This window comes from Dyella choica, assembly GCF_003977665.1.
Lineage (GTDB): Bacteria > Pseudomonadota > Gammaproteobacteria > Xanthomonadales > Rhodanobacteraceae > Dyella_B > Dyella_B choica.
This window is the reverse complement of sequence record NZ_RYYV01000011.1, coordinates 135711-158287: the sequence shown is the minus strand read 5'-3', so window position 1 is coordinate 158287 and position 22577 is coordinate 135711. Positions and strand designations below refer to the sequence as shown.

The window sequence follows — 22577 nt, the reverse complement described above, 5'->3', positions numbered from 1 at the left end:
GTTCTCGATCGTGTTGCCCGAACCATTCACCGTGAACAGGTCGTTGTTCGAGCCATAGACCGTTTCGGACGACATGTCGAGGGTATCCCCCGTGCCAATCACGTTCACCGTGCTGTTCGCACCATCGTACGAAACCGTGTTGTTGCTTCCGGTGACGTTCGTGACGCTCGCCGTGCCGTTCTCGATCGTGTTGCCCGAACCATTCACCGTGAACAGGTCGTTGTTCGAGCCATAGACCGTTTCGGACGACATGTCGAGGGTATCCCCCGTGCCGATCACGTTCACCGTGCTGTTCGCACCATCGTACGAAACCGTGTTGTTGCTTCCGGTGACGTTCGTGACGCTCGCCGTGCCGTTCTCGATCGTGTTGCCCGAACCATTCACCGTGAACAGGTCGTTGTTCGAGCCATAGACCGTTCCGGAGGACATGTCGAGGGCATCTCCCGTGCCGATCACGTTCACCGTGCTGTTCGCACCATCGTACGAAACCGTGTTGTTGCTTCCGGTGACGTTCGTGACGCTCGCCGTGCCGTTCTCGATCGTGTTGCCCGAACCATTCACCGTGAACAGGTCGTTGTTCGAGCCATAGACCGTTTCGGACGACATGTCGAGGGTATCCCCCGTGCCGATCACGTTCACCGTACTGTTCGCACCATCGTACGAAACCGTGTTGTTGCTTCCGGTGACGTTCGTGACGCTGGCCGTGCCGTTCTCGATCGTGTTGCCCGAACCATTCACCGTGAACAAGTCGTTGTTCGAGCCATAGATCGTCCCGGACGACATGCCGAAGGTGTCCCCCGTGCCGGTCACATTCATCGTGCTGTTCGCGCCGGTGTCTGAAATCGTGTCGTTGTTTCCATTGAACGTGAAGACACCTGTGCCGGCATTGACTTGTGCGCCGGAACCATCAACGACTTCATAGGTATCGCCGCTCAGTGCATTGACCGTGTCGCCGCTGGAACTCAATGTCAGCGTTTGGCCGTTAGCTTCCAGGTCTACTGTGTCAGCGCCGGCTACGGTGGCAGCGCTGCTAGCCCCGTTCAATTGGATCGTGTTGCCTATTGAATTGGCGACATCGCTCGTACCAGCTATGCTCAGTGTCGAGCCGCTATTCGTCGCCAGGTTGAATGTGTCACCCGTACCGCTGGTGCTGCCCGAGAACAGGCCCGTCGCATTCAAGGTGAAGCCGGAGCCATTGAGTGTCTCGCCTGTATCGCCTGCACTCGTGTCGACCGTGCCGCCATTCGTATCCAAGGTCAGCGACTGATTAGTGCCGGACATATTCACGGTATTGACACCTGTCACCGCGGCGCTGCTATTTGCACCAAGCAGACTCAGGTTATTCCCTGCCGAAAAAATCGAATTGCTGGTGCCGCTGCAGGTGAGGCTGGAATTGCTGTTGGCAGACAGATTGAAAATGTCATTGGAGCCCATCGCTGTGCCGGTGAACTGGCCTGCCGTGCCGTTTAAGGTAAAACCGGAGCCGCTGAGTGCTTCGCCGGTGTCGCCCGTGTTGGTGTTGACAGTGCTGCCGCTTGTGCCCAAGTTCAGGGACTGATTCGGGCCTTGCATGGCGATAGCATTAACACCATTTACCGTGGCGCTACTGCCGGCTCCCAACAGACTAACGTTGTTACCTGTAGAGGTGACGTCGTAGCCCGTTCCCGACAGACTTATCGACTGACCCGAGCCCGTTGGGGTTATGCTGAGAGCGCTGCCGCTATAGCTAAAGGCCCCGGACCCATTGGTAATGGTGCATTGAACCGAGCCGGCTCCAGTTGCACCACCACCGACGGTTTCCGTTGCGTTGCCGCATGTCAGTTGTACACCTGATGTACCAGTTCCTACATTGATAACATCGCCCGAGGCCATATTGATATTGGCATTCGACCCCGCGCTGAAAGTATCTCCAGACTCCGTAAGCACCACATTGCCCTGGAGGTTGCCGGTAAGGCCTGAGCCATCCACAGTCAACTGAGGGCTGCCAGTCTGGGGGATCAAGCACTTTTCGGCGCTTGCTCCATTGATGGTGGCAATGCTGCTACCACAGGTCACGGTGTTATTGGTGCTACCCGATGATGTAACGAGCGAAGAGCCATTGCCAAGAATGTCGGTGTTATTGCTGCCATCAACCTCGCCACCATAGCCTGCTGCAATGGTAACGACCGAATTGGAGGTAGTCGTCTGCAAATCTAAATTTGGGTCTTTGCCTGTTTGGCCAATGAATACAAGCGGGGTCGATCCCGACACAGTCGTGGCCACGGACGACACTCCATTATTCCACGTATAAACATAGCTGGTGCCTGTAGATGTGTCCTTCACTGTAAAAGAAACTGACGTCGCGCCATTGGGCAATGGGATCAGCGAAGATCCCAAATCTTGCGCCAATTGGTTAGGATCAAAACCTCTATTAAATGACCCCGTTCCTGAATTGGACAATGAAGCATCGCCAAAATTGATTTGCGCTGTCGGCGTAACTGTAATTTGCGAACCGCTTACTTTATAAGAGCTTGAATTACCCAAATAGCCATCAATAATAGCTCCAAGCTCACCAGTCCCATAATAATTTGTGTAATCCTTATCCTCAAATATGCCGAGGTTACTTGGCTTGAGATAGTAATAGTCGCCCTCCGACCCCATGTTTGACAGTGTCTCTGCTAGACTCCCGTCATTATTCGACGTCAACCCCGATCGAAGAGTTCCATCGCTCTGCAGAAAGTAGCTTGAATAGCCAGACATACCTGCGAGCGCCTTGTAAGCATTTGAAGCATCTGAGGCCGTCGGATTGACAATGCTGTGGGCAGCATAATACTCACTGAGCTCAGCATTAAACCCCTGGATTTGCGCGTATGATTCATTGTAATTGCTATTAGCCTGTATTGCCTGGATAGCAGAAGTAAAATCTTGAGCCCCCGAATTTATAGTCTGATTGACGCTACTCCAAAAACTGTTATTTGCTTGCCCTGGAGTAATCCCGGTCGGATTTGATACTTGAAATTCCGAATGACCGAGTTCATGCGCAACCACAAAAGCTTCATTGTAAGACCCAACCGCGTAAGCAGCCTGCTGCAAGAGCTGGTTGATGTTAATATTAAGCGAACCGTTGCTCGAATCAAAATAGGCACCCGATCCCGCCTGTGAACTCCATGCGAAGGACTTTACGAGATTCGCCCCCACATCATTATTTAGCTGTGCAATGAGCGCTGGATCATTATCAATGTAAGATATCAGGTCGTTATATGCCTGATTAGCCTGACTATTTCCCGAAATATCGAGGCCTTGCTGAATTATCTGAAGCACACTTTGATTAAGGCTAGAATTTGTCATCGACCAATCTCCGATGTCTTTTTGTTGGTAAGCATGTCAAAGTAAATTTTGTTTGCCTCCATCGAAGCATTTTCCGGACAGCCGTCTACGTAAGCAATCGAAAGCACCCCTTGATCCCCCTTTAAGAAAATAGTTTGAGGGGGATAGTGGACTAATGGACCACCATCAAGGCCTGGCTGAACAGATGCAGGAATACTGGTGAATAATTTCCACTGCGCCTTGTTTAAATCTCCCAACATTTCCTCTTTGGTTAGGCAAGTGTGCGAATCTTTATCGTGAAAATGAACCTCAACGTGCATTTGCTTTCGATCGGGAAATAACTCGTGCAATCGTTCCGGGACGTATACGAAGTACAACAAGACACCTGGTATCTCATAACGCCCTGTCATAGTTGTTGGAACGATCCTCCCATGGAACGACCGTTTGATGTCTTCAAGAGTCACCACGGCATTCGGTTGGCCTGCAAGCTTTAGAAAGCTTTGCCAACTCCGCTTGTCGGCAAGAGCCGAGGAGTCTCTCGAAACATCAGTAGCTGCGTTTGCCGATATCAGCGTGTCGGGAGAAGCACTTTGTGCTTGAACGATCGACTGCCCTACGACTGCAACTGCAAGTGCGGCGATTATTGAATTCCTGCACCTAATTATCGCTTTCATTTAATTATCCCCATTTCGCCGATCAAATCGAATCTCGTGGTTGTCGTCATATACATTACATATTTAAAGCGGAGCCAGGCTCAGCCCCTTATTTAACGGAGCCAAATTTTGCACTATGGCTTGATTAAGGGTTGGATTTGTCATTGAGCATTCTCCTTTGCAGTGCGCACGGCGGGTATTTGTTCGAACCTAACTTTATCGGCTTGTAGAAAAATCTGGCTTGGACAGCCATTGATGTAGGTAAGGTCCAATAGTCCCTGACCCCCTTTGTTAAAATTGGCTTCTGAAGGAAGGTGGAGTTGAATGCCATCAACACCTCCTTCAATCCTTGCTGGCAAGTCGCTATATAAATGCCAACCCACCTTTTCCAGATCGTCAACCAGTTTTTCTTTATCCGGACAGGTTGCCGAATCGGCTTCTTTAAAATAAATCGCGATATATATCATCTTTCTTCCAGGATATAGCTGGTGCAACCTCGGCGGTACCGAGACGCTATAACTCAACACATCTGATATTTTGTAGGTACCTGGCAGAGTCTGCGAAATCTTCTCCTTTGGGAACGCCTTCTTAAGATCGCCTAAAGTAATGTTAGCGTTAGGCTTGGCTGCAAGCTCTAGAAAGCCTTGCCAGAGGCTTTGGCCACTCCACGCCTTAGTCCCGGTGGAGGCGGAAAGAGCGCTGCTTGCTGACGCAGGCGCAACGGGAGGGGTACCTTGCGCTTGAATTTTTGACTGCCACCCAGATACCGCTAAGAACGTAACGATCATCGTGTTCTTGAATATATTCGCCACATTCATTTCGCCTAATCCTTTTTCCTGATTAAAACGCGCGCTGTGGCTATCGTTATGTGCGTTAACGTTCATGCAAACTTTCGTTTATGTGCTGGATCAGTGGACTGAGAAGGTAGCTGGCGATCCGCCGTCTCCCCGTCTTGATCCCCGCTGTCACCTCCATCCCCGGCGTCAGATGCACCTGCTTCCTCTCAATCACCATGCCGTCCGGGGGCAACTCGACCTGAGCCGTAAAGACCCATTTCTTCCCGTCCGCTTCATCCTGCCTGGCATCATTGGACACCTGCACCACCGTGCCGTGCAGGACGCCGTAGCGCGTATAGGGAAAGGCTTCGACTTTCACTTCGGCCGGCTGCCCGGCCCTGATAAATCCGATATCTTGATTGTCGATAGTGGCTTCGACCAATAGCTGGCGCTCGACCGGCACCACGGTCATTAGCGTTTGCGCGGGACTAACCACACCACCAATGGTGTGCACGGCTAGCTGCTGCACTGTGCCGTCCACCGGCGCCACCAAATGCATTAGGCGCGTGTGATTGCGCGCTTTGGCAAAATCGCTGGCAGCCGTTGCAGCCTTGGTTTCGTCATCCTGGATCTTCTCCAGCCAGGTGCGGCGGGTTTGTGCGATGTAAGCATCGCGTTTGCGTCTTGCTGCGTCGAGCGTGGCCTGGGTTTCGATGAGCTTGGCCTTTTGTGCAGCCAAATCCTGCTTCTGCTGGATCACCGCCTGCTGTTCGTTGTAGTAATCGTGGCGCCCCACATAACCCGGCACCACGAGCTTGGCGTAGTCGCGCTCCTTGGTTTCTTCGATCGGCAAGGTGCCTTGCAGCTTGGCGATTTCTGCCGCGATTTCTTTCAGCATGGCGGTGGCTTGAGCGATGTCCGCATCCATTTCGTGGATGGTGCCGAGATAGTCGGCGTACTCGCCGGCCAATACCTGCCGCTGCGTGACGAGATCGGACGCGGCAGGAATCGATGATGCCGTCAGCGTAGGCGCCTGGCTCTTATCAATGGCCTCAAGCAACGCGCGGCCGCGTGCCGCCTCGTTGCTTGCCGCAGTCAATTGGGATTCGGCCTGGCTGGCGTTGCTGGTGGCGTCGGTCGCATCCAGGTCGATCAGCACCTCGCCCCTTTTGACGTTTTGGCCATCAGCGACGTGAATTGCGGTCACGACCGCGGTGCTTTCCGGCTGAATGGTTTTCACGTCCCCGTGCGGAGCAATCTTTCCTTCTGCGCTGACCACCACATCCACCTTGCCCAAACTTGCCCAGGCCACGGCCAGGGTCAGCAATCCCACGATCAACCCCATGCCCCAACGGGGCGCCGGGTGAATGGGCGTATCGCGCAGCGCTAAGGCGGCCGGCTGGAATTCGTTCTCGTGACGCAAGCGCATCGGTGGATCGAGCGCGGCACGCATGCCCCAGGCAACCTGGAACACCCTTGCGTAGCGGCTAATCAAATCGCGCGTGGCGCGCCATCGCATAGGTAGCGTGCTCATGTCTGCTGCAACCGGTGCAAGCGCGCATAGTGACCAGCCTGCTTTTGCAGCAGTTCGGCGTGGCTACCTTCTTCCACGATGCCGCCGCGCTCCATCACGATGATGCGATTTGCATCCCGTACGGCCGACAAGCGATGCGCGATGATGATCACGGTCCGCCCCTGGCATATGGCCCGCATGTTGGTCTGAATGATGCGCTCCGATTCGTAATCGAGGGCACTTGTGGCTTCATCGAAGATTAGGATGCGCGGGTTATTCATCAGGGCGCGGGCGATGGCAATGCGCTGGCGCTGTCCGCCTGAGAGGGTGGAGCCGTGTTCGCCTACCAGGGTGTCGTAGCCCTCGGGCAGTTCGAGGATGAAGTCGTGTGCGCCCGCCAAGGTGGCCGCCCTTATCACCGCCTCCAGCGGTGCTCCGGGGTCGGTCAAGGCGATATTCTCGCGAATGCTGCGGTTGAACAGGATGTTTTCCTGCAGCACCACGCCGATCTGGCGACGCAGCGAGGAGACATCGACCATGGCCAGATCCATGCCATCGACCAGCACACGGCCTCGTTCGGGCACGTACAAGCGCTGGATCAGCTTGGTCAGTGTGCTCTTGCCTGAGCCGGAACGCCCCACGATGCCGATGACTTCGCCCGGCTCGATCTTCAGGTTCACGCCTTGCAGTACTTCGGGTGCATCCGGCCGGTAGCGGAAGCTGACCGTGTCCAGCTCGATCCTCCCATTCAATCGCGGCATGGCGCTGCGGCTGCCGCTGTGTACTTCGCTGGGCGCATTGAGGATGTCGCCCAGTCGCTGCATCGAGATGCCGGTCTGCTGGAAATCCGTCCACAGCTGGGCAATGCGCATGATCGGCTGCCCGACCCGGCCGGCCAGCATATTGAAGGCGATGAGCTGGCCGACTGTCAGGTCGCCTCCAATGACCAGACGCGCACCGATCCAGATAGTCGCCACGGTGATCAGTTTGCCGACGAAATTGACGCCTTCTCTTGCGAGCGTGCCCAAGGCGACAGTCCGAAAGCCGGCTTCCACGTAACCTGCCAGCTGGTTGTCCCAGCGCCGCATGATCTGCGGTTCAACGGCCATTGCCTTGACCGTGTCGATGCCGCTGAGCGTTTCGACCAGGAAGGATTGGTTGTCCGCACCGCGATTGAATTTTTCCCGCAAGCGCGCCCGCAGAGCCGGCGTCAAGGAGACTGAGAGCAACGCATAAACGGGTAGCGAGGCGACGACCACCAGTGTCAGCCAGCCACTGTAGAACAGCATTACGCCTATGAAGACGAATGAAAACAGCACGTCCATCACCAGGGTGATGGCATTGCCGGTCAGGAAGCTGCGAATGTTCTCCAGTTCGCGCACGCGCGCCACCGAATCACCGACTCGGCGGGAGCGGAAGTAAGCTAACGGCAACGAGAGAAGATGGCGAAACAGCCGTGCGCCCGGCTCGACGTCGATGCGACTCGTCGTATGTGCAAATACGTACGTGCGCAAACCGCTGAGCAAGGATTCGAAGATCGTGCAAAACAGCAAGCCTATCGCAATCACGTCCAGGGTGGTCAGGCCGTGATGAACCAATACCTTGTCCATCACCACCTGGAAGAACAGCGGCGTCGCCAGGCCGATCAGCTGCAGGAAGAGCGATACGACAAGAATTTCACCCAGCAACTTGCGGTATTTGACGACGGCGGGAATGAACCAGCTGAAATCGAACTTGGCCAGCTCGCCGGCGATCGACGCACGCGAGGTGAACAGCATGACGTTGCCTGACCATCTTGCTGCCGCTTCTTCGTGCGACAGCAGCTGCGGCGTGCCATGGCTAGGGTCCTGGATCAGGACTTTTTTATCGTTGACACGGGCAATGACATACATCGCACCGTCAGTACCCACGGCCAAGGCAGGCAAGGCCAGATGGCTGATGCGCGAGAATTCGGCGCCAACCAGTCTGGCTTTCAGCCCAAGCTTATTCGCGGCGAAGCGAATCATTCCGGCGTCGAAAGGCCGCCCCGGCTCGGCAAATTCGTGCCTTATCTGCGCCGGGTCGACCGCAATGCCGTGCAAGCGGGCGATGATGACCAGGCATTCCAGACCGGTATCCGCGCCATCGGCCGCTTGTGCATCAACGCACGCATCCCCCACCGTCATGCTGCATTCCTAATTGACGTGCCTAAGTTGTCCAAGAGGCACGACGCTATCCCTAGCGATTGGCAAAGGCGTGCAATGCGCTCCCTGTCGCTAAATGCTCGAACAGATCACAGTTTGTCGTCAATGGCCCTATCTATTCAGCAAGAACTTTCGATAAACCGTCGCGAAGCTGTCAAAAATCGTCCCAGGAAGGGAACAAAGCCAGATCCGCTGCAAACTGGAATGGCTCACCACGGGCGAAAGGGGAGCAGCCAATGATCGGCCAGCAAAAAGGCAAAAAGAGCCATCAAATAGATGACGGAATACTTGAACACCCGCATCGCAAAGTATTCGTCCGGCGGGTTCATCAGGCGGATCGCGTAATAGAGAAACCCGGCACCCAGCACCAGCGCGCCGCCGAAATAGATCAGGCCGCTGTGGCCGGTGATCGAAGGCAGCAGGCTCACCAGCGCCAGCAGAATGGTGTAGAGCAGGATCTGCCAGCGCGTGTAACGCACTCCGTGGGTGACAGGCAGCATGGGAATCTGCGCGCGGGCATAGTCTTCGCGGCGGAAGATCGCCAGCGCCCAGAAGTGCGGCGGTGTCCAGACAAAAATGATCAGGCACAACTGCAACGGAAAGGGATGCAACTGGCCGGTGACGGCCGTCCAACCCAACACCGGTGGAATGGCGCCGGCCAGGCCGCCGATCACAATGTTCTGCGGCGTGGCGCGCTTGAGATAGGCGGTGTACACCAGCGCGTAGCCGATCAGGCCGGCGAAGGTCAGCAAGGCGGTAAGCACGTTCACCCACGCTGCCAGCACCACCATCGACACCACGCCGAGTACGGTGGCGAACACTAACACCTGCCGTGCGTTGAGCTTGCCGGTGGCGAGAGGACGACGGGCGGTGCGCGCCATCAGCTTGTCGATGCGTTCGTCGATCAGGTGATTGAACGCGGCGGCGGAACCCGAAGCCAACCAGATACCGAGCGTGCCGAGCACCAGTGCGCGCCAAGGCGGAATGCCGGGCACGGCGAGGAACATGCCGATGACCGCGCAGAACACCAGCAGCGCAACGACGCGCGGCTTGGTGAGCTGCAGATATTCGCGCACCAGCATCATGCCAACGACCCCGCTTCATCCGCATGCCAGGACCGCAAACGCGTGTAATTCGCCAGCAGCGTGAACAGCAACAAGGCAGCACCACCGTTATGCAAAGTGGCGACCGGCAGCGGCAAACCGAATTGCACGTTGCTGATACCCAGCAATACCTGCACGACCAGCACTACTGCGACCGCCAAGCCACCGAAGCGGAACCCGCCGCGCAGCAGACGATACGCAAGCCACGTCAGATAGCCGAACACCACCAGCGCGCCAATCCGGTGCGCAATCTGGATCGCGCTGCGCGCCGCCATGTCGAGCACGCCGCCTTCGTAATTCACACCGATCTCGCGCGACAGCACAAAGCCTTGGTGAAAATCGGTCGGGGGGGCCCACTGTCCCAGGCAGGTCGGAAAATCCGTCCCGCAAGCCAGCGCCGCATAGTTGGCCGAGGTCCAGCCGCCCAGTGCGATCTGGCAGGCGAGCAACACGATGCCAAACGTCACTGCGGTGCGCAGTGACGCATGGCGATTGTCTGGCGAACCGAATCCGTTGCAGCGCAAAGCCGCATAGGCCAGCAAGCCGAACGTGGTCATGCCGCCGAGCAGGTGCCCCATCACCACGATCGGCTTGAGCAGAAGGGTCACCGTCCACATGCCGAGCATGGCCTGGAAGATGATCACGCCCAGCGCCAGCACGCTCATTTTCGATGAGTCACGTTCACTCAGCCAGAACGCGCCCGCAGTCGGCAGCAAGATCGCCAACGACGCCAGGCCCGACGACCACGTGCGCTCGCCATGCAAGTACAAGGTGACACCCACGGCCGCGAATACGGCGCTCAGAACAATGGCGAGCATCACCAGTCGATCGCGCCGCGCCGCCAGCAGTGCAAGCAACATCACCAATACGCCCAGGGTGCCGGCCAGCATGCGATGCACTTGTTCACGCCAGGCCTTGGTCGCTTCATACGGGCGATCGGGAAACGCCAGATTGGCCGCGGCGACGGCCTGCTCGTGGTGCGGCCATGAGGCCTTGCCGTAGCAGGTGGGCCAATCCGGGCAGGACAAGCCCGCGTTGGAGAGCCGGACGAAAGCGCCGAACATCACCAGGCCGAAAGCGAATACCGCCGCAAGCACGGCGAGATACGGGATGATTTTGCGGGTGCGCAGCGCCATCAACGAATTACCTTCTGCAGATCCTTGCGCAGGCCGCTCGGATCGAAACCGACAGGATACCGCGCCAGGGCCGTGCCGTCGGACTCCACCAGCAAGGCGCTCACGCTGTCCGGGGTGTTCGGGCGGTACGCGGCGAGACTGTCGGCCACATCCGAAGCCATGGCCCAGTAATTGCGCATGCCGTTGGCGGCGGCATCTGCCGGCGGCTGCCCTACGTACAACAGACGCAGGCGCGCCATGTTGTTGTTGAGCGTGATCCGCGCGGCAGCCATCTTGGTGAGCGTATCGATGCAGCGAGCGGCGCAATTTGGACCCGCCATCGCGATCAGCGTCATGTGCGGCTCGGCGTCGCGCCACGCCCAGGTTTTCCCGTCCACCAGGCGCAACTGCACGTGTTCCTGCTCGAAATTGCGCTGCGGGACAATGGGCTCACCATAGGCTTTGCCGCTTGGCTGCCAGCCACTGAGATTGAGCAAGGCGGCTGCGACGAACGGCGCAGCGAACACCAGGATGACCAGCAGGAATTTCAAGCGGCTGGTGCGCTTGCTGGGGGAAGTTGGGGTAATCATGTTCCCGGAAGGCCTCAATTTGTCCAGCCGTCATTCCCGCGAAAGCGGAGGCGCTTTCGCGGGAATGACGGCTGAGAGGAGAGTGCAGGCATAAAGGCATGGCTAGCATTCGCTCAACCAACCCTGTGCTTGCGGTGCAGCCATAGAAAAATCACCACCGCAGCCAGCGCAAACGTGAACCACTGAAACGCATACGCACGATGCCGCGCGGGCGGCATCGAGGAAAGATCAAGCGTATGCACTCGCACGTAGATCGCCGAAGGGTCGGCATCCAGCACTAATACGTGCGGATAAAGCTTCGCCTGCAAATCGGCCGCGACCTGATCGAGATCCAGGTACACCGAGGTTTTCGGCCACTGCTTCTGCTGCGCGAGCGCATTGCCGCCCAATTCCAGCCCCTTACCGGGCGATGGCTGATAGACGCCTTGCAAGGTTTGCAGCTCGTTGGACAACGGCGGCAACTCAGGCGCCTTGTCGGTGCCGTTGCCCGGTAAAAAGCCCAGGTCCACCAGCAAGCTCTTGCCTTGGCCGACCGGTTGGAACGGTGCGTACACCTCCACGCCGCCCATGCTGTCGTGCTTGGGATTGTCGAGCAGATACAGGCGACCAGCCAGGTAGCGCCCCTGCACGCGCACACGCGGATACGCATCCAAGGGGGGCTGATCGGCCACCGCATCGAACGCCTCGACCGGCGCGCCCGCCGCCGCGGCATACCGTCGCAGAAGCTTATCCTTGGCGTCCGCGCGGTGCAGCTGCCACACGCCAAGACGCACGAAAACAAGCACTCCGGCCAGCGTCAGCAACAGCGACCACCAGGCCGGGCGGCGCATCACGCTCACGCGGCAACCTCATGCTGCGTGGCTATACTGGCGGTGTCGAGCCTGCTTGGGATTCTCACGTGGAAACCATCTACAAAGTAGCGCTGGTGATCATGTTCCTGGTGGTGATCTTCAACCTTGGCCAGGCGCTGTATTTCATGATGACCGACAAGGACGGCGGCAAACGGACCGTTTGGGCGCTTACCCGCCGCATCAGTTTTTCCCTGCTGCTGATTGCGATGGTCATCGTCGGCATCCGGATGGGCTGGATCCACCCGCACGGCGTGGGCCAGTAATTGTAGCTGCCCGGCCCCACCAGCGCTCCGCACTGCGACGTTCCGGCACCAAAAGCCCGCCTCACGGCGGGCTTTTCGTAGGCTGGGTTGTCAAACCCAGCATTGCCATGCACGCAACCTGCCGGAAGCTGGGATTGGCATCCCAGCCTACGCAATGGTTCGCTACAGGATGTAGACGAACATGAACAGGCCCAGCCACACCACGTCCACGAAGTGCCAGTACCAGGCCACCGCCTCGAAGCCGAAGTGATGCTCCTTGCTGAAGTGGCCGGCCAGCACACGCAGCCAGATGATGGCCAGCATGATGGTGCCCAGCGTCACGTGCATGCCGTGGAAGCCGGTCAGCATGAAGAAGGTGCAACCGTACACGCCGCTACCGAGCGTGAGGTTGAGTTCCTTGTAGGCCTCGGCGTATTCGTGGGCCTGGCAGAACAGGAAACCGGCGCCCAGCAGTACGGTAAACCCCAGGAAGGCCAGCACCTTGCCGCGATGGCCGGCCTGCAACGCGTGGTGCGCGATGGTCACCGTGACACTTGAGCTGAGCAGGATCAGCGTATTGAGCAGCGGCAGGCCCCACGGGGCAACGGTCTGGAAAGCACCGCCAACATGGGCAGGACCATTGCCACCGCCCGCGCCCCACGATGCCGCGTATTCGCTCCACAGATACTGATGGGTCAGCACGCCGTGCCCTTCCCCTCCCAGCCACGGCACCGAGAACATGCGCACGTAGAACAGCGCACCGAAGAAGGCGCCGAAGAACATCACCTCGGAGAAGATGAACCACATCATGCCCATGCGGAACGAGCGGTCCACCTGGCTGTTGTAGTAACCGCGCATCGATTCGCGGATCACCGAGCGGAACCAGCCGAAGAACATGCCGAGGATGCCGACGAAGCCGACCAGTAGCAGTGTCTTGCCGAAGCCGCTTTCGCCCGGTTCGGCATCGAGCCAGTGCGCCGCACCGAACACGGTGAGGAACATGACCACCGCGGCCACGATCGGCCATTGGCTCTTGCTCGGTACGTAGTAGATGTCGTGCTGCTGACCCATGGTGTGTATCCCGTAGATGTTCCTGGTGACCTACGTGCCCCGCCGCCACGGCGGTTACTGCATGAGCGCTTCCTTGACTGCCTGCGCATGTGCCTGCGGATGATGCTGTAGCCAGAACATCTGCACGATCGAGACCACGAACACCACCAGGGCGACGATGCCGACCGCCGCCGCAGTGCGCCGCGCACGGCGCACTCGCTGTGCCTGTTCCGATTCGAGCGTCTGATGATCCAGCTGCATGCGATCAGTCCTCGACGTGTCCGTGCGCCAGTTCCTCGTCATGAACCACCGGCGCGATGGAAAAGGTGTGGTGCGGCGCCGGCGACGGCACCGTCCATTCCAGGCCCTTGGCGCCTTCCCATACGCGATCGGTGGCCTTCTTCTTGGAGAACCACACGCAATGGATGAGCACGCCGACGAAGATCAGCTGCGAGGCGCCGAACAGGAAGCCGCCGATGGAGCTGATCATGTTGAAGTTGGCGAAGGCCACGTTGTAATCGGGAATGCGGCGCGGCATGCCGGCAAGGCCAAGGAAGTGCTGCGGGAAGAACAACACGTTCACCCACACCACCGAGTTCCAGAAGTGCATCTTGCCCCAGAACTCGCTGTACATGTGACCGGTCCACTTCGGGATCCAGTAATACGTGGCCGCGATGATGGCGAAGATCGCGCCCGTCACCAGCACGTAGTGGAAGTGGGCCACCACGAAGTAGGTGTCGTGATACTGGAAGTCCGCCGGCACCAGCGCCAGCATCAGGCCGGAAAAGCCGCCGATGGTGAACAGGATCACGAACGCCACCGCGAACAGCATCGGCGTCTCGAAGGTCATCGAGCCGCCCCACATGGTCGCGACCCAGTTGAACACCTTCACGCCGGTCGGCACCGCGATCAGCATGGTGGCGTACATGAAGAAGATTTCCGCACCCAGCGGCAGGCCTACCGCAAACATATGGTGCGCCCACACGATGAACGACAGGAACGCGATCGAGGCGATCGCGAACACCATCGCCTTGTAGCCGAAGATCGGCTTGCGGGCGAAAGTGGGGATGATCTCCGAGATGATCCCGAACGCCGGCAGGATCATGATGTACACCTCGGGGTGACCGAAGAACCAGAACACGTGCTGGAACAGCACCGGGTCACCGCCGCCGGCGGCATCGAAGAAGTGCGTATTGAAGTATTTGTCGGTGAGCAGCATGGTCACCGCGCCGGCCAGCACCGGCATCACCGCGATCAGCAGGAAGGCGGTGATCAGCCAGCTCCACACGAACACCGGCATCTTCAACAGGTCCATGCCCGGCGCACGCATATTGAGAATGGTGGCGATGATGTTGATCGCGCCCATGATCGAGCTGATACCCATCAGGTGCACCGCGAAGACCACGTAGGCGGTCGAGGCGCTCTGCAGCGACAGCGGCGGATACATCGTCCAGCCGCCAGCGGGGCCGCCACCCGGCAGGAACAGCGTCGAAAGCAGCAGTGCGAAAGCGAACGGCAGGATCCAGAACGAAAGATTGTTCATGCGCGGCAGCGCCATGTCCGGCGCGCCGACCATCAGCGGGATCATCCAGTTGCCCAGACCCACGAAGGCCGGCATCACCGCGCCGAAGATCATCACCAGCGCATGCATGGTGGTCATTTCGTTGAAGAAGTACGGCTGCACCAGCTGCAGGCCCGGCTTGAACAGCTCGGCGCGGATCACCATCGCGAAGCTGCCGCCGATGAAGAACATCAGCAGCGAAAAGACCAGGTACAGCGTGCCGATGTCCTTGTGGTTGGTGGACATCACCCAGCGCTGAAAGAAATTCAGATGCTCGTGATGCTCGTCGTGGTGTTCATCGTGGGTGGCTGCGTGGGCCATGGCCTGGAACCTCTACCTCAATGAGTGCTTCGGTCGTGAACTGCTTTGGGCAGCCGAGAAATCAACCCTGGGAAGTCTGCTTCGGTGCAAGCTGCGCCGTTGCCTGGGCGGGGGCTGCCGCCGTGGCTGCCGGTGCGGGCGCGGCCGGTTTCTGCTGATCGGCCAGCCACTTGTCGAAGTCTTCCTTCGATACGGCCTTCACCACGATCGGCATGAAGCCATGGTCCTGGCCGCACAGCTCGGCGCACTGGCCGCGGTACACGCCAGGAACCGTGATGTTGGTCCACGCCGCATTCACCACGCCCGGTATCGCGTCCATCTTCCAACCCAGCGCAGGCACGAACCAGGAATGGATCACGTCGTCGGCGGTGATCACGAAACGGATCTTGGTGTTGACCGGGACCACCAGCGGATGATCGACGTCCAGCAGATAGGTGTTCTCGTCGCCCACTTTCACGGCATACGGATCGAGCCCGGAATCGAGCTGGCGGGTGGCGTTGCTGCGATCGTCCAGCTTGGACATGAAGCCGACGTGGCTGAGCGGCTTGCCGAGGTAATCGACGTAGTCGTAGCGCCACTTCCACTGGTAGCCGGTGACTTTCACCGTCATTTGCGAACCGGTGGTGTCGGAGAATTTGCGCAAGCCGTCGGTCGCCAGCCAGGCAAGGCAAACAAGGATGATCACGGGAATCGTCGTCCACACGATTTCGAGCTTGGTGTTGTGCGACCACTTCTCCGGCACCGCGCCGCGTGATTTGCGGAAGCGGTACATGGCGATGAACATCGCGCCGAACACCAGGATGCCGATCGCTACGCACACGATCGCTCCATCGTTGCTTAGTGCGTAGGGAATTTCCGAATACGTCGTCACGCCGGGCGTGAGGTTCATCTGGCCGGGCTGCGGATTGGCCAGGACGGCGCCGCCGAACAGACCTGAGGCTGCGATTAGCGCCCCGATTGCATGCTTGAAGTGCTTCCCAACCCTGATGCCATGCTTCCCGATACCGCCAGCTGTCATGTTTGCACCTTTGTTGAACCTACCTGCGCTGAGCCTTCAGATCGGCCAGCAGCGCCCTGAGTTTCCGGAACAGCTCGGTGCGTTCCTCGTCGGTGAGGAAAGCCCCGACCTCCAGCTTGCGTCCGTGCGACGACAACAACAATCGGTAACGCCCCTCCCCTGATTCCAGCAGCACGCGCACCCAGTAGGGCTGGAAACGCGTGCAGCGGCGCCCCGGCAGGGTTTGCACCTCCACCGACGCCGCGTCGAGGGTGATGCGTTCGCTGCGGTCGCCGGCCCGCCATGCCACGCTCAAGGCGATGGCCACGGCGGAAGCCTCGATCAGGGCGAACAGTGGGGCGAAGACGTCGCCCTGCCACGCTCCCAGACCTGCCGTTATCAACGCCAGTGCAGCCAGCACCAGGATCAGGCGACGCAGGCCACGCCGGCTGAGTACGCGATTGGGCCGAAGCCACACCACGCACGGCAGGCCGCCGAGGGCTGGTCGAAGCACGATCATGGAAGTCCAGCGTGCCTGGAACGTGTCCGATCATAGGCCGCGTCGTGAAGTCGGGCAAGGACAGGCGCAGCGCAGTGCAAGCGGCAATTTTCTTTGCGCATGTGTGATTTGCGCTGCTATGTCGCCAGCGACGGCGGGCCGCGACAATTTGTCTCGGCAGAAAAACGCGGCACGGATCGCGCAGCGTCGTCGCTCCGGTCCGTCCACGGGCCGTACGCCGTGCTGCGAAGCCCTGCGCCCGGCAGAACGGCAAATTCAGCAATCCATGCAACGCGCAGGGTGCAGGGAGTGACTATTCTCGCCAGCATGAAAGCCCACACCGAACAGGATTATCGCCGCCGCATCGCCCAGGTGGTCGAGGCCATCCTCATCGATCCGGCGGCGCCGCATACCGTGGACAGCCTGGCGGCGTTCGCCCACCTGTCCAGCTTCCACTTTCATCGCATCTATCGCGCCATCACCGGCGAAAGCGTCGCCGTGACCGTCAAACGCGTGCGGCTCGCGCGCGCTGCGCAACGGCTGGCCGATGCAAAGGAATCCGTCACTTCGATCGCGCTCAGCGTGGGCTATGACAGTGCGCAGACCTTTGCACGCGCGTTTCGTGACTTCACCGGCTTGACACCCAGTGTGTTCTCTCAGCGGCAACGGGACTTGGGCAGCCCGCCAGGCAACTGCCAGGAAAGGGCGCTACGCGCGTTGACGCTACGCGAGATGCCGCCAATGGAAGTGCTGTGCCTGCGCCATGCCGGCCCCGTCGCCGGCATTCCGCATAGCTACCAGACCTTGCTGCGCCTGCTTGGCGGCCATCCATGGTTTCCACGCAGCCAATGTGTAGGCATCGCTTACGGTGATCCTGAAGACAAGGACGGCTTCACTTATTTTGCTGGCCTGCTCCCGCCCGAATCGGTGCCGGCACCAATGCCGCTGGAGGCCGTCCGGGTCGAGGGCGGCTTGTATGCGGCGTATCGACTGATAGGCCCCTACGCTTTGATCGCTCCCACTTTCCAGACCCTATTTGGCCAGTGGCTGCCGCAAAGCGGCTACGAGCCCGACCATCGCCCGGTGCTGGAACTCTACGTCGCACCTGACACTTCCGAATCGCAAAGCAACAGCGTGACGGATTTGCTCATACCGATCCGCGGGGACCCTGCATGAACTTGATTAGCGCTATGTCGCAGCTGGCGGGTATCTGCTCTCTCCCCTGCAAGCACCTGATTAGCGTCGAGTCTCAGCTGCACGATAGGCGGTCCCCTCCCCTGCTCGGCAGCAGGGGAGGGTTGGGGTGGGGTTGCACGAGCTTGCTGCAGTGCTTGAACTCACCGCGAGGTTGCTTCACCCCACCCCAACCCTCCCCTACTAAACGTAGGGGAGGGAGCAGATACACGCCAGCTGCGACATAGCGCTAATCAGGTGCATGAAGGGGCGCCGTGACTCGCCCGGCGCCGACCGCGCGAGGATTCATGCGCAAGCCGTGCAACAGGTCGCTACCTTCTTCATCAGGCCCCTTGGTATGGAGCATCCGCTTGAAGTGGATGTGCCAAACGCAGCGCCTTGAATCGGTCAAAACCTCAATCCGCCCGGCTCTCCCCTTCGATACGGATGCGTTTGCGCTCCGCCCCGCCTACAATCGCGGGCTCACCCTAAGCTTTCGTTTCTTTTCGAAGCCACGCCATCGTGACCCAATCCATTCTTACTCCCGAATTGCCGACCAGCGTCGAGCCGGCCCGCGCGCGCATCACCGCCGCCTGGCTGCGCGATGAAACGGAAGCTGTGAACGACCTGCTCGCCCAGGCCACGCTGCCCCCGACCGAGCGCGAAAAAGTGATCGACCTCGCGGCCGACCTGGTCAGCCGCGTGCGCCTGCGCGCCAAGGACCAGAGCGCGGTGGAATCCTTCATGCGCCAGTACGACCTTTCCAGCGAGGAAGGCGTGCTGCTGATGTGCGTGGCCGAAGCCCTGCTGCGCATTCCTGACAAGGCCACCGCCGACAAGCTGATCCGCGACAAGCTCGGCGACGCGAACTGGAAGAAGCACCTGGGCCAGAGCGAGTCGCTGTTCGTCAACGCCTCCACCTGGGGCCTGATGCTTACCGGCAAGCTGGTGAACCTGGCCGAGGAAACCCGCCACGACTTCACCGGCGCCCTGCGCCGCCTGGTCGGGCGTGCGGGTGAGCCGGCCATCCGCCTTGCCGTGCGCCAGGCGATGCGCATCATGGGTCACCAGTTCGTGATGGGCCGCACCATCGACGAAGCGCTGGACCGCTGCAGCAAGGGCGAATACGCCGCCTATCGTTACTCCTACGACATGTTGGGCGAATCCGCGCTCACAGCGGAAACGGCCGAGCGCTACCAACAGGACTACCGCAACGCCATCGCACGCATCGGCGCGCGCGGCCCGTTCGCCAACCACACGGACGCGCCGTCGATTTCGGTGAAGCTGTCCGCGCTGCACCCGCGTTATGAAGTGGCCAATCGCGAGCGTGCCCGTCGCGATCTCACCGCCAAGCTGCTGGAACTGTCGCAGCTGGCGATGAAGCAAGGCATCGCGCTGTCCGTGGACGCTGAAGAAGCCGATCGCCTGGAGCTGTCGCTGGACATCATCGGCGATGTTTTCGCGCATCCGTCGCTACAAGGCTGGAACGGCCTGGGGATCGTGGTGCAGGCGTATTCCAAGCGCACGCCGTTCGTGATCGACTGGCTGATCGAAACCGCGCGCGCCTCCGGCCGCCGCTGGTACGTGCGCCTGGTCAAGGGCGCGTACTGGGACGCGGAGATCAAGCGCGCGCAGGAACTGGGCCTGTCCGGCTATCCGCTGTACACGCGCAAGCCCAATACCGACGTGTCATACCTTGCCTGCGCGCACAAGCTGTTCGACGCGGGTTCCGAACTGATCTATCCGCAGTTCGCCACGCATAACGCGCACAGCATTGCCGCCGTGCATCACATCTCGCGGGGACGACCGTTCGAATTCCAGCGCCTGCACGGCATGGGTACGGACCTGTACGCCGAAGTGATCGGCAAGCAGAACCTCAACGTGCCCTGCCGCGTGTACGCGCCGGTGGGCACGCACGAGGACCTGCTGCCATACCTGGTGCGCCGCCTGCTTGAGAACGGCGCCAACACCAGCTTCGTCAACCGCGTGGTGGACGAAACCTTGCCGGTGCGCGACCTCGTCGCCGACCCGTGCGAAACGGTGCGCCGCTTCGCCTCCATTCCGCATCCGCGCATTCCTGTGCCGGTCAATCTCTTCGGTGAACTTCGGAAGAATTCCATGGGCGTCAATTTCTCCAACGACAACGAACTGAAGGCTCTCGCCGAGGCGGTCAACGCGAAGTCCGGTACCTGGACCGCCGGTCCGCTGGTACCGGGCGGCGAAGGCAAGGGCCCCACCGTGCAGGTGACCAACCCGGTCGATCGCCGCCAGGCGGTGGGCAGCTACGTGAGCGCCGACGCACCGTTGGTCGACAAGGCTTTGGCCAATGCCGTCGCCGCGCAGCCTGCTTGGGATCGCCTGCCCGCGGCCAGCCGTGCCGCGATCCTGGAACATGCCGCCGAGCAGCTCGAAGCGCGTCGTAGCGAATTCATCGCCCTGTGCGTACGCGAAGCCGGCAAGAGCCTGCCTGATTCGATCGCCGAAATTCGCGAGGCCGCGGACTTCCTGCGCTACTACGCCGCGATGGCGCGCCGCCTGTTCGGCCATCCGGAACAACTGCCCGGACCCACCGGCGAAAACAATCAGTTGTTCCTCAACGGGCGCGGCGTGTTCGTCTGTATCAGCCCGTGGAATTTCCCGCTGGCGATCTTCCTCGGCCAGGTGTCCGCTGCGCTGGCCGCCGGCAACAGCGTGATCGCCAAGCCGGCTGAACAGACGACGCTGATCGGCCATGCCGCAGTGAAGCTGCTGCATGAAGCTGGCGTACCGGCCGAAGTGCTGCAGTATCTGCCGGGCGACGGCGCCGTGGTGGGCGCCGCGCTCACCAAGGATCCGCGCGTAGCCGGCGTGGCCTTCACCGGCTCTACCGAAACCGCCTGGGCGATCAACCGCGCGCTTGCCGCGCGCAATGCTCCAATCGCCGCACTAGTCGCGGAAACGGGCGGCCAGAACGCGATGATTGCCGATTCCTCATCCCTGCCCGAGCAGGTGGTGAAGGACGTGATCGCCTCCGCCTTCCAGTCGGCCGGCCAGCGCTGCTCGGCGGCACGCGTACTGTTCGTGCAAGAAGACATCGCGGACAAAGTCATCAGCATGCTCTCCGGTGCGATGGCCGAGCTGAAAGTCGGCGATCCCGGCCAGTTGTCCACCGACGTGGGCCCGGTGATCGACGACGACGCCTTGAAGATCCTGCTCGACCATGCCGCGCGCATGGACCAGGAAGCGAAGAAGATCGCCGAGGCCAAGCTCGACCCGTCCAACACCTCGCACGGCACGTTCTTTGCGCCACGCGCCTACGAGATTGCCTCGCTGGACGTGCTCAAGCGCGAAATCTTCGGCCCCGTGCTGCACGTGATCCGTTGGAAAGGCAGCGAACTGGCGCAAGTGGTCGAGCAGATCAACCGCAGCGGTTACGGGCTCACGCTCGGCGTGCACAGCCGCATCGACGACACCGTGGAATACATCCGTAGCCACGCGCGTGTCGGCAACTGCTACGTCAACCGCAACCAGATCGGCGCCGTGGTGGGCGTGCAGCCGTTCGGCGGCGAGTCGCTTTCGGGCACCGGCCCCAAGGCGGGCGGCCCGCACTATCTGGTGAAGTTCGCCACCGAACGCACGCTCACCATCAACACCACAGCAGCCGGCGGCAACGCTTCGCTGCTGACCATTGGCGAGTAATTCACTCTCGCCATCATCCACCCCCTCCCCTACGTGTAGTAGGGGAGGGGGTGGGGTGAAGCCCGCTTGTCCCGGCCGTGATCAACGCCTGAAACACTTATGCGACGCTTAACGTTTCTGTTGTCACTTGCATGCCTCACGGCTATCACGCACGCGGCAAACGTCGGTCAAGACGAACAACCCTTCCTCGCCTCCCTGCAGTTGGGTGCCACGCCTCGGGTTCAGTACCTAGACGCCAATGGCAAGCCACTCGACTACGCTGCCTTTGCGCTGCAGATGCACGATGGGCGTCGCCACTACAGCGTGACACGCGACACCCAGGCTGGCATGGCGGTGTTGCGCCTGCGCCCGGCCGGCGCTCGCGCGGGTGAACCCGGCCGCTTCGCGTTCGGCCGCGGTGACACTTTTCCTCCTTTTGAACTGCCATCCCTGCGTGGCGCCACCCAACGGCTGAGTGATTTCCACGGTCGCTACACCCTGGTCAGCTTCTTTTTCGCCGAATGCGCCCCCTGCATCGCCGAAGTACCTACGCTTAATGCTTACGCACGCGAGCACGGCGATATGAATTTCATCGCCATCACATTCGAAAACGCCGATAACGCACGCCAATTCGTGAGTCAGCGCGGCCTGGGCTGGAACGTGCTGTATCACGGCCAGGCGCTGACTGACACATTGGGCGTCGGTACTTACCCCACCCTGATGCTGCTCACCCCTGACGGGCAAGTAGCCGGTTCCGCCGTCGGCACGTCGATGCAGGACGAACCCGCCAAGCGCCTGGCCGATCTCGCCGGCTGGATCGAGCAATGGAAACGCGCGGCCATGGCACCGCCGCCGGATGGAAAGCCCGCGCAGCGGTAACGCCGCGACGCCCTTGGCGCCGCACTTGTGCGCCGCGCCAACCACCCCGCCGCCACCCGTGCTAGAACACACCTCTGCGCCATCGGGATTGGCACGGGGGAAGGTCCG

18 protein-coding genes are annotated in these 22577 nt (G+C 60.1%); 4 read left to right on the top strand and 14 right to left on the bottom strand.

Annotation, left to right across the window (positions count from 1 at the left end; all coding sequences use genetic code 11):
- From EKH80_RS15435 to EKH80_RS15395, 9 genes are all read right to left on the bottom strand, one after another.
- Positions 1 to 3327: beta strand repeat-containing protein (locus EKH80_RS15435; protein WP_148110426.1), on the bottom strand; the 3327-nt coding region annotated here is incomplete at its 3' end.
- Positions 3324 to 3980 (bottom strand): hypothetical protein, encoded by a 657-nt coding sequence (locus EKH80_RS15430; protein WP_126685665.1) that lies wholly within the window; start codon positions 3978 to 3980, stop codon positions 3324 to 3326. The genes EKH80_RS15430 and EKH80_RS15435, both read right to left, overlap by 4 nt.
- 140 nt (positions 3981 to 4120) lie before the next feature.
- On the bottom strand, positions 4121 to 4843 hold the full coding sequence (locus tag EKH80_RS15425) for a hypothetical protein (protein WP_126685664.1): 723 nt from the start codon (positions 4841 to 4843) through the stop codon (positions 4121 to 4123).
- Positions 4833 to 6269: an HlyD family type I secretion periplasmic adaptor subunit gene (locus EKH80_RS15420; protein ID WP_126685663.1), complete on the bottom strand. Its 1437-nt coding sequence runs from the start codon at positions 6267 to 6269 to the stop codon at positions 4833 to 4835. The genes EKH80_RS15425 and EKH80_RS15420 overlap by 11 nt, the downstream gene beginning before the upstream one ends.
- Complete coding sequence (locus tag EKH80_RS15415; protein WP_126685662.1) at positions 6266 to 8413, bottom strand: type I secretion system permease/ATPase; 2148 nt, start codon at positions 8411 to 8413, stop codon at positions 6266 to 6268. Before EKH80_RS15415 ends, EKH80_RS15420 begins: the two co-directional genes overlap by 4 nt.
- A 227-nt stretch (positions 8414 to 8640) precedes the next feature.
- Positions 8641 to 9516: a heme o synthase gene (gene cyoE, locus EKH80_RS15410; protein WP_126685661.1), complete on the bottom strand. Its 876-nt coding sequence runs from the start codon at positions 9514 to 9516 to the stop codon at positions 8641 to 8643.
- Positions 9513 to 10670 carry a COX15/CtaA family protein gene (locus EKH80_RS15405; protein ID WP_126685660.1) on the bottom strand — a complete coding sequence of 386 codons (1158 nt, stop codon included), beginning with the start codon at positions 10668 to 10670 and terminating at the stop codon, positions 9513 to 9515. The genes cyoE and EKH80_RS15405 overlap by 4 nt, the downstream gene beginning before the upstream one ends.
- Positions 10670 to 11239 carry a hypothetical protein gene (locus EKH80_RS15400; protein WP_126685659.1) on the bottom strand — a complete coding sequence of 190 codons (570 nt, stop codon included), beginning with the start codon at positions 11237 to 11239 and terminating at the stop codon, positions 10670 to 10672. The genes EKH80_RS15405 and EKH80_RS15400 overlap by 1 nt, the downstream gene beginning before the upstream one ends.
- A 113-nt stretch (positions 11240 to 11352) precedes the next feature.
- Positions 11353 to 12078: an SURF1 family protein gene (locus EKH80_RS15395; RefSeq protein WP_126685658.1), complete on the bottom strand. Its 726-nt coding sequence runs from the start codon at positions 12076 to 12078 to the stop codon at positions 11353 to 11355.
- A 59-nt stretch (positions 12079 to 12137) separates the two neighbouring features.
- Between EKH80_RS15395 and EKH80_RS15390 the strand changes: the two genes are divergently transcribed.
- Entirely contained in the window at positions 12138 to 12353 is a 216-nt protein-coding gene (locus tag EKH80_RS15390; protein ID WP_126685657.1) for a twin transmembrane helix small protein, read from the top strand.
- Positions 12354 to 12515: 162 nt separating this feature from the next.
- Here the strand turns inward: EKH80_RS15390 and EKH80_RS15385 are convergent, their stop codons facing one another.
- The 5 genes from EKH80_RS15385 to EKH80_RS15365 all read right to left on the bottom strand — a co-directional run bounded on the left by EKH80_RS15385 (position 12516) and on the right by EKH80_RS15365 (position 16781).
- The gene (locus EKH80_RS15385) at positions 12516 to 13403 is read right to left on the bottom strand and encodes a cytochrome c oxidase subunit 3 (protein ID WP_126685656.1); all 888 of its coding nucleotides are present in this window, start codon (positions 13401 to 13403) and stop codon (positions 12516 to 12518) included.
- Positions 13404 to 13457: 54 nt separating this feature from the next.
- On the bottom strand, positions 13458 to 13643 hold the full coding sequence (locus tag EKH80_RS15380) for a hypothetical protein (protein WP_126685655.1): 186 nt from the start codon (positions 13641 to 13643) through the stop codon (positions 13458 to 13460).
- Between the two features lie 4 nt (positions 13644 to 13647).
- Positions 13648 to 15264, bottom strand: coding sequence for a cytochrome c oxidase subunit I (ctaD, locus tag EKH80_RS15375; RefSeq protein ID WP_126685654.1), 1617 nt, complete (start codon positions 15262 to 15264; stop codon positions 13648 to 13650).
- Positions 15265 to 15325: 61 nt separating this feature from the next.
- Positions 15326 to 16282, bottom strand: a complete 957-nt coding sequence (coxB, locus tag EKH80_RS15370; protein WP_126685653.1) for a cytochrome c oxidase subunit II — start codon at positions 16280 to 16282, stop codon at positions 15326 to 15328.
- Positions 16283 to 16301: 19 nt separating this feature from the next.
- On the bottom strand, positions 16302 to 16781 hold the full coding sequence (locus EKH80_RS15365; protein WP_196240398.1) for a DUF2244 domain-containing protein: 480 nt from the start codon (positions 16779 to 16781) through the stop codon (positions 16302 to 16304).
- Between the two features lie 288 nt (positions 16782 to 17069).
- Between EKH80_RS15365 and EKH80_RS15360 the strand changes: the two genes are divergently transcribed.
- From EKH80_RS15360 to EKH80_RS15350, 3 genes are all read left to right on the top strand, one after another.
- Positions 17070 to 17936: an AraC family transcriptional regulator gene (locus EKH80_RS15360; protein WP_230473727.1), complete on the top strand. Its 867-nt coding sequence runs from the start codon at positions 17070 to 17072 to the stop codon at positions 17934 to 17936.
- 519 nt (positions 17937 to 18455) lie between these two features.
- On the top strand, positions 18456 to 21611 hold the full coding sequence (gene putA, locus EKH80_RS15355; RefSeq protein ID WP_126685652.1) for a bifunctional proline dehydrogenase/L-glutamate gamma-semialdehyde dehydrogenase PutA: 3156 nt from the start codon (positions 18456 to 18458) through the stop codon (positions 21609 to 21611).
- Positions 21612 to 21710: 99 nt separating this feature from the next.
- Positions 21711 to 22469 carry a TlpA family protein disulfide reductase gene (locus EKH80_RS15350; protein ID WP_126685651.1) on the top strand — a complete coding sequence of 253 codons (759 nt, stop codon included), beginning with the start codon at positions 21711 to 21713 and terminating at the stop codon, positions 22467 to 22469.
- Positions 22470 to 22577: the final 108 nt, after the last annotated feature.

Bases quoted from the DNA above. Each gene is read 5' to 3' on its own strand.
- EKH80_RS15430 (WP_126685665.1), bottom strand. From the start codon at position 3,980: ATGAAAGCGATAATTAGGTGCAGGAATTCAATAATCGCCGCACTTGCA.
- EKH80_RS15425 (WP_126685664.1), bottom strand. From the start codon at position 4,843: ATGAACGTTAACGCACATAACGATAGCCACAGCGCGCGTTTTAATCAG.
- EKH80_RS15420 (WP_126685663.1), bottom strand. From the start codon at position 6,269: ATGAGCACGCTACCTATGCGATGGCGCGCCACGCGCGATTTGATTAGC.
- EKH80_RS15415 (WP_126685662.1), bottom strand. From the start codon at position 8,413: ATGACGGTGGGGGATGCGTGCGTTGATGCACAAGCGGCCGATGGCGCG.
- cyoE (WP_126685661.1), bottom strand. From the start codon at position 9,516: ATGATGCTGGTGCGCGAATATCTGCAGCTCACCAAGCCGCGCGTCGTT.
- EKH80_RS15405 (WP_126685660.1), bottom strand. From the start codon at position 10,670: ATGGCGCTGCGCACCCGCAAAATCATCCCGTATCTCGCCGTGCTTGCG.
- EKH80_RS15400 (WP_126685659.1), bottom strand. From the start codon at position 11,239: ATGATTACCCCAACTTCCCCCAGCAAGCGCACCAGCCGCTTGAAATTC.
- EKH80_RS15385 (WP_126685656.1), bottom strand. From the start codon at position 13,403: ATGGGTCAGCAGCACGACATCTACTACGTACCGAGCAAGAGCCAATGG.
- EKH80_RS15380 (WP_126685655.1), bottom strand. From the start codon at position 13,643: ATGCAGCTGGATCATCAGACGCTCGAATCGGAACAGGCACAGCGAGTG.
- ctaD (WP_126685654.1), bottom strand. From the start codon at position 15,264: ATGGCCCACGCAGCCACCCACGATGAACACCACGACGAGCATCACGAG.
- coxB (WP_126685653.1), bottom strand. From the start codon at position 16,282: ATGACAGCTGGCGGTATCGGGAAGCATGGCATCAGGGTTGGGAAGCAC.
- EKH80_RS15365 (WP_196240398.1), bottom strand. From the start codon at position 16,781: ATGATCGTGCTTCGACCAGCCCTCGGCGGCCTGCCGTGCGTGGTGTGG.
- EKH80_RS15350 (WP_126685651.1), top strand. From the start codon at position 21,711: ATGCGACGCTTAACGTTTCTGTTGTCACTTGCATGCCTCACGGCTATC.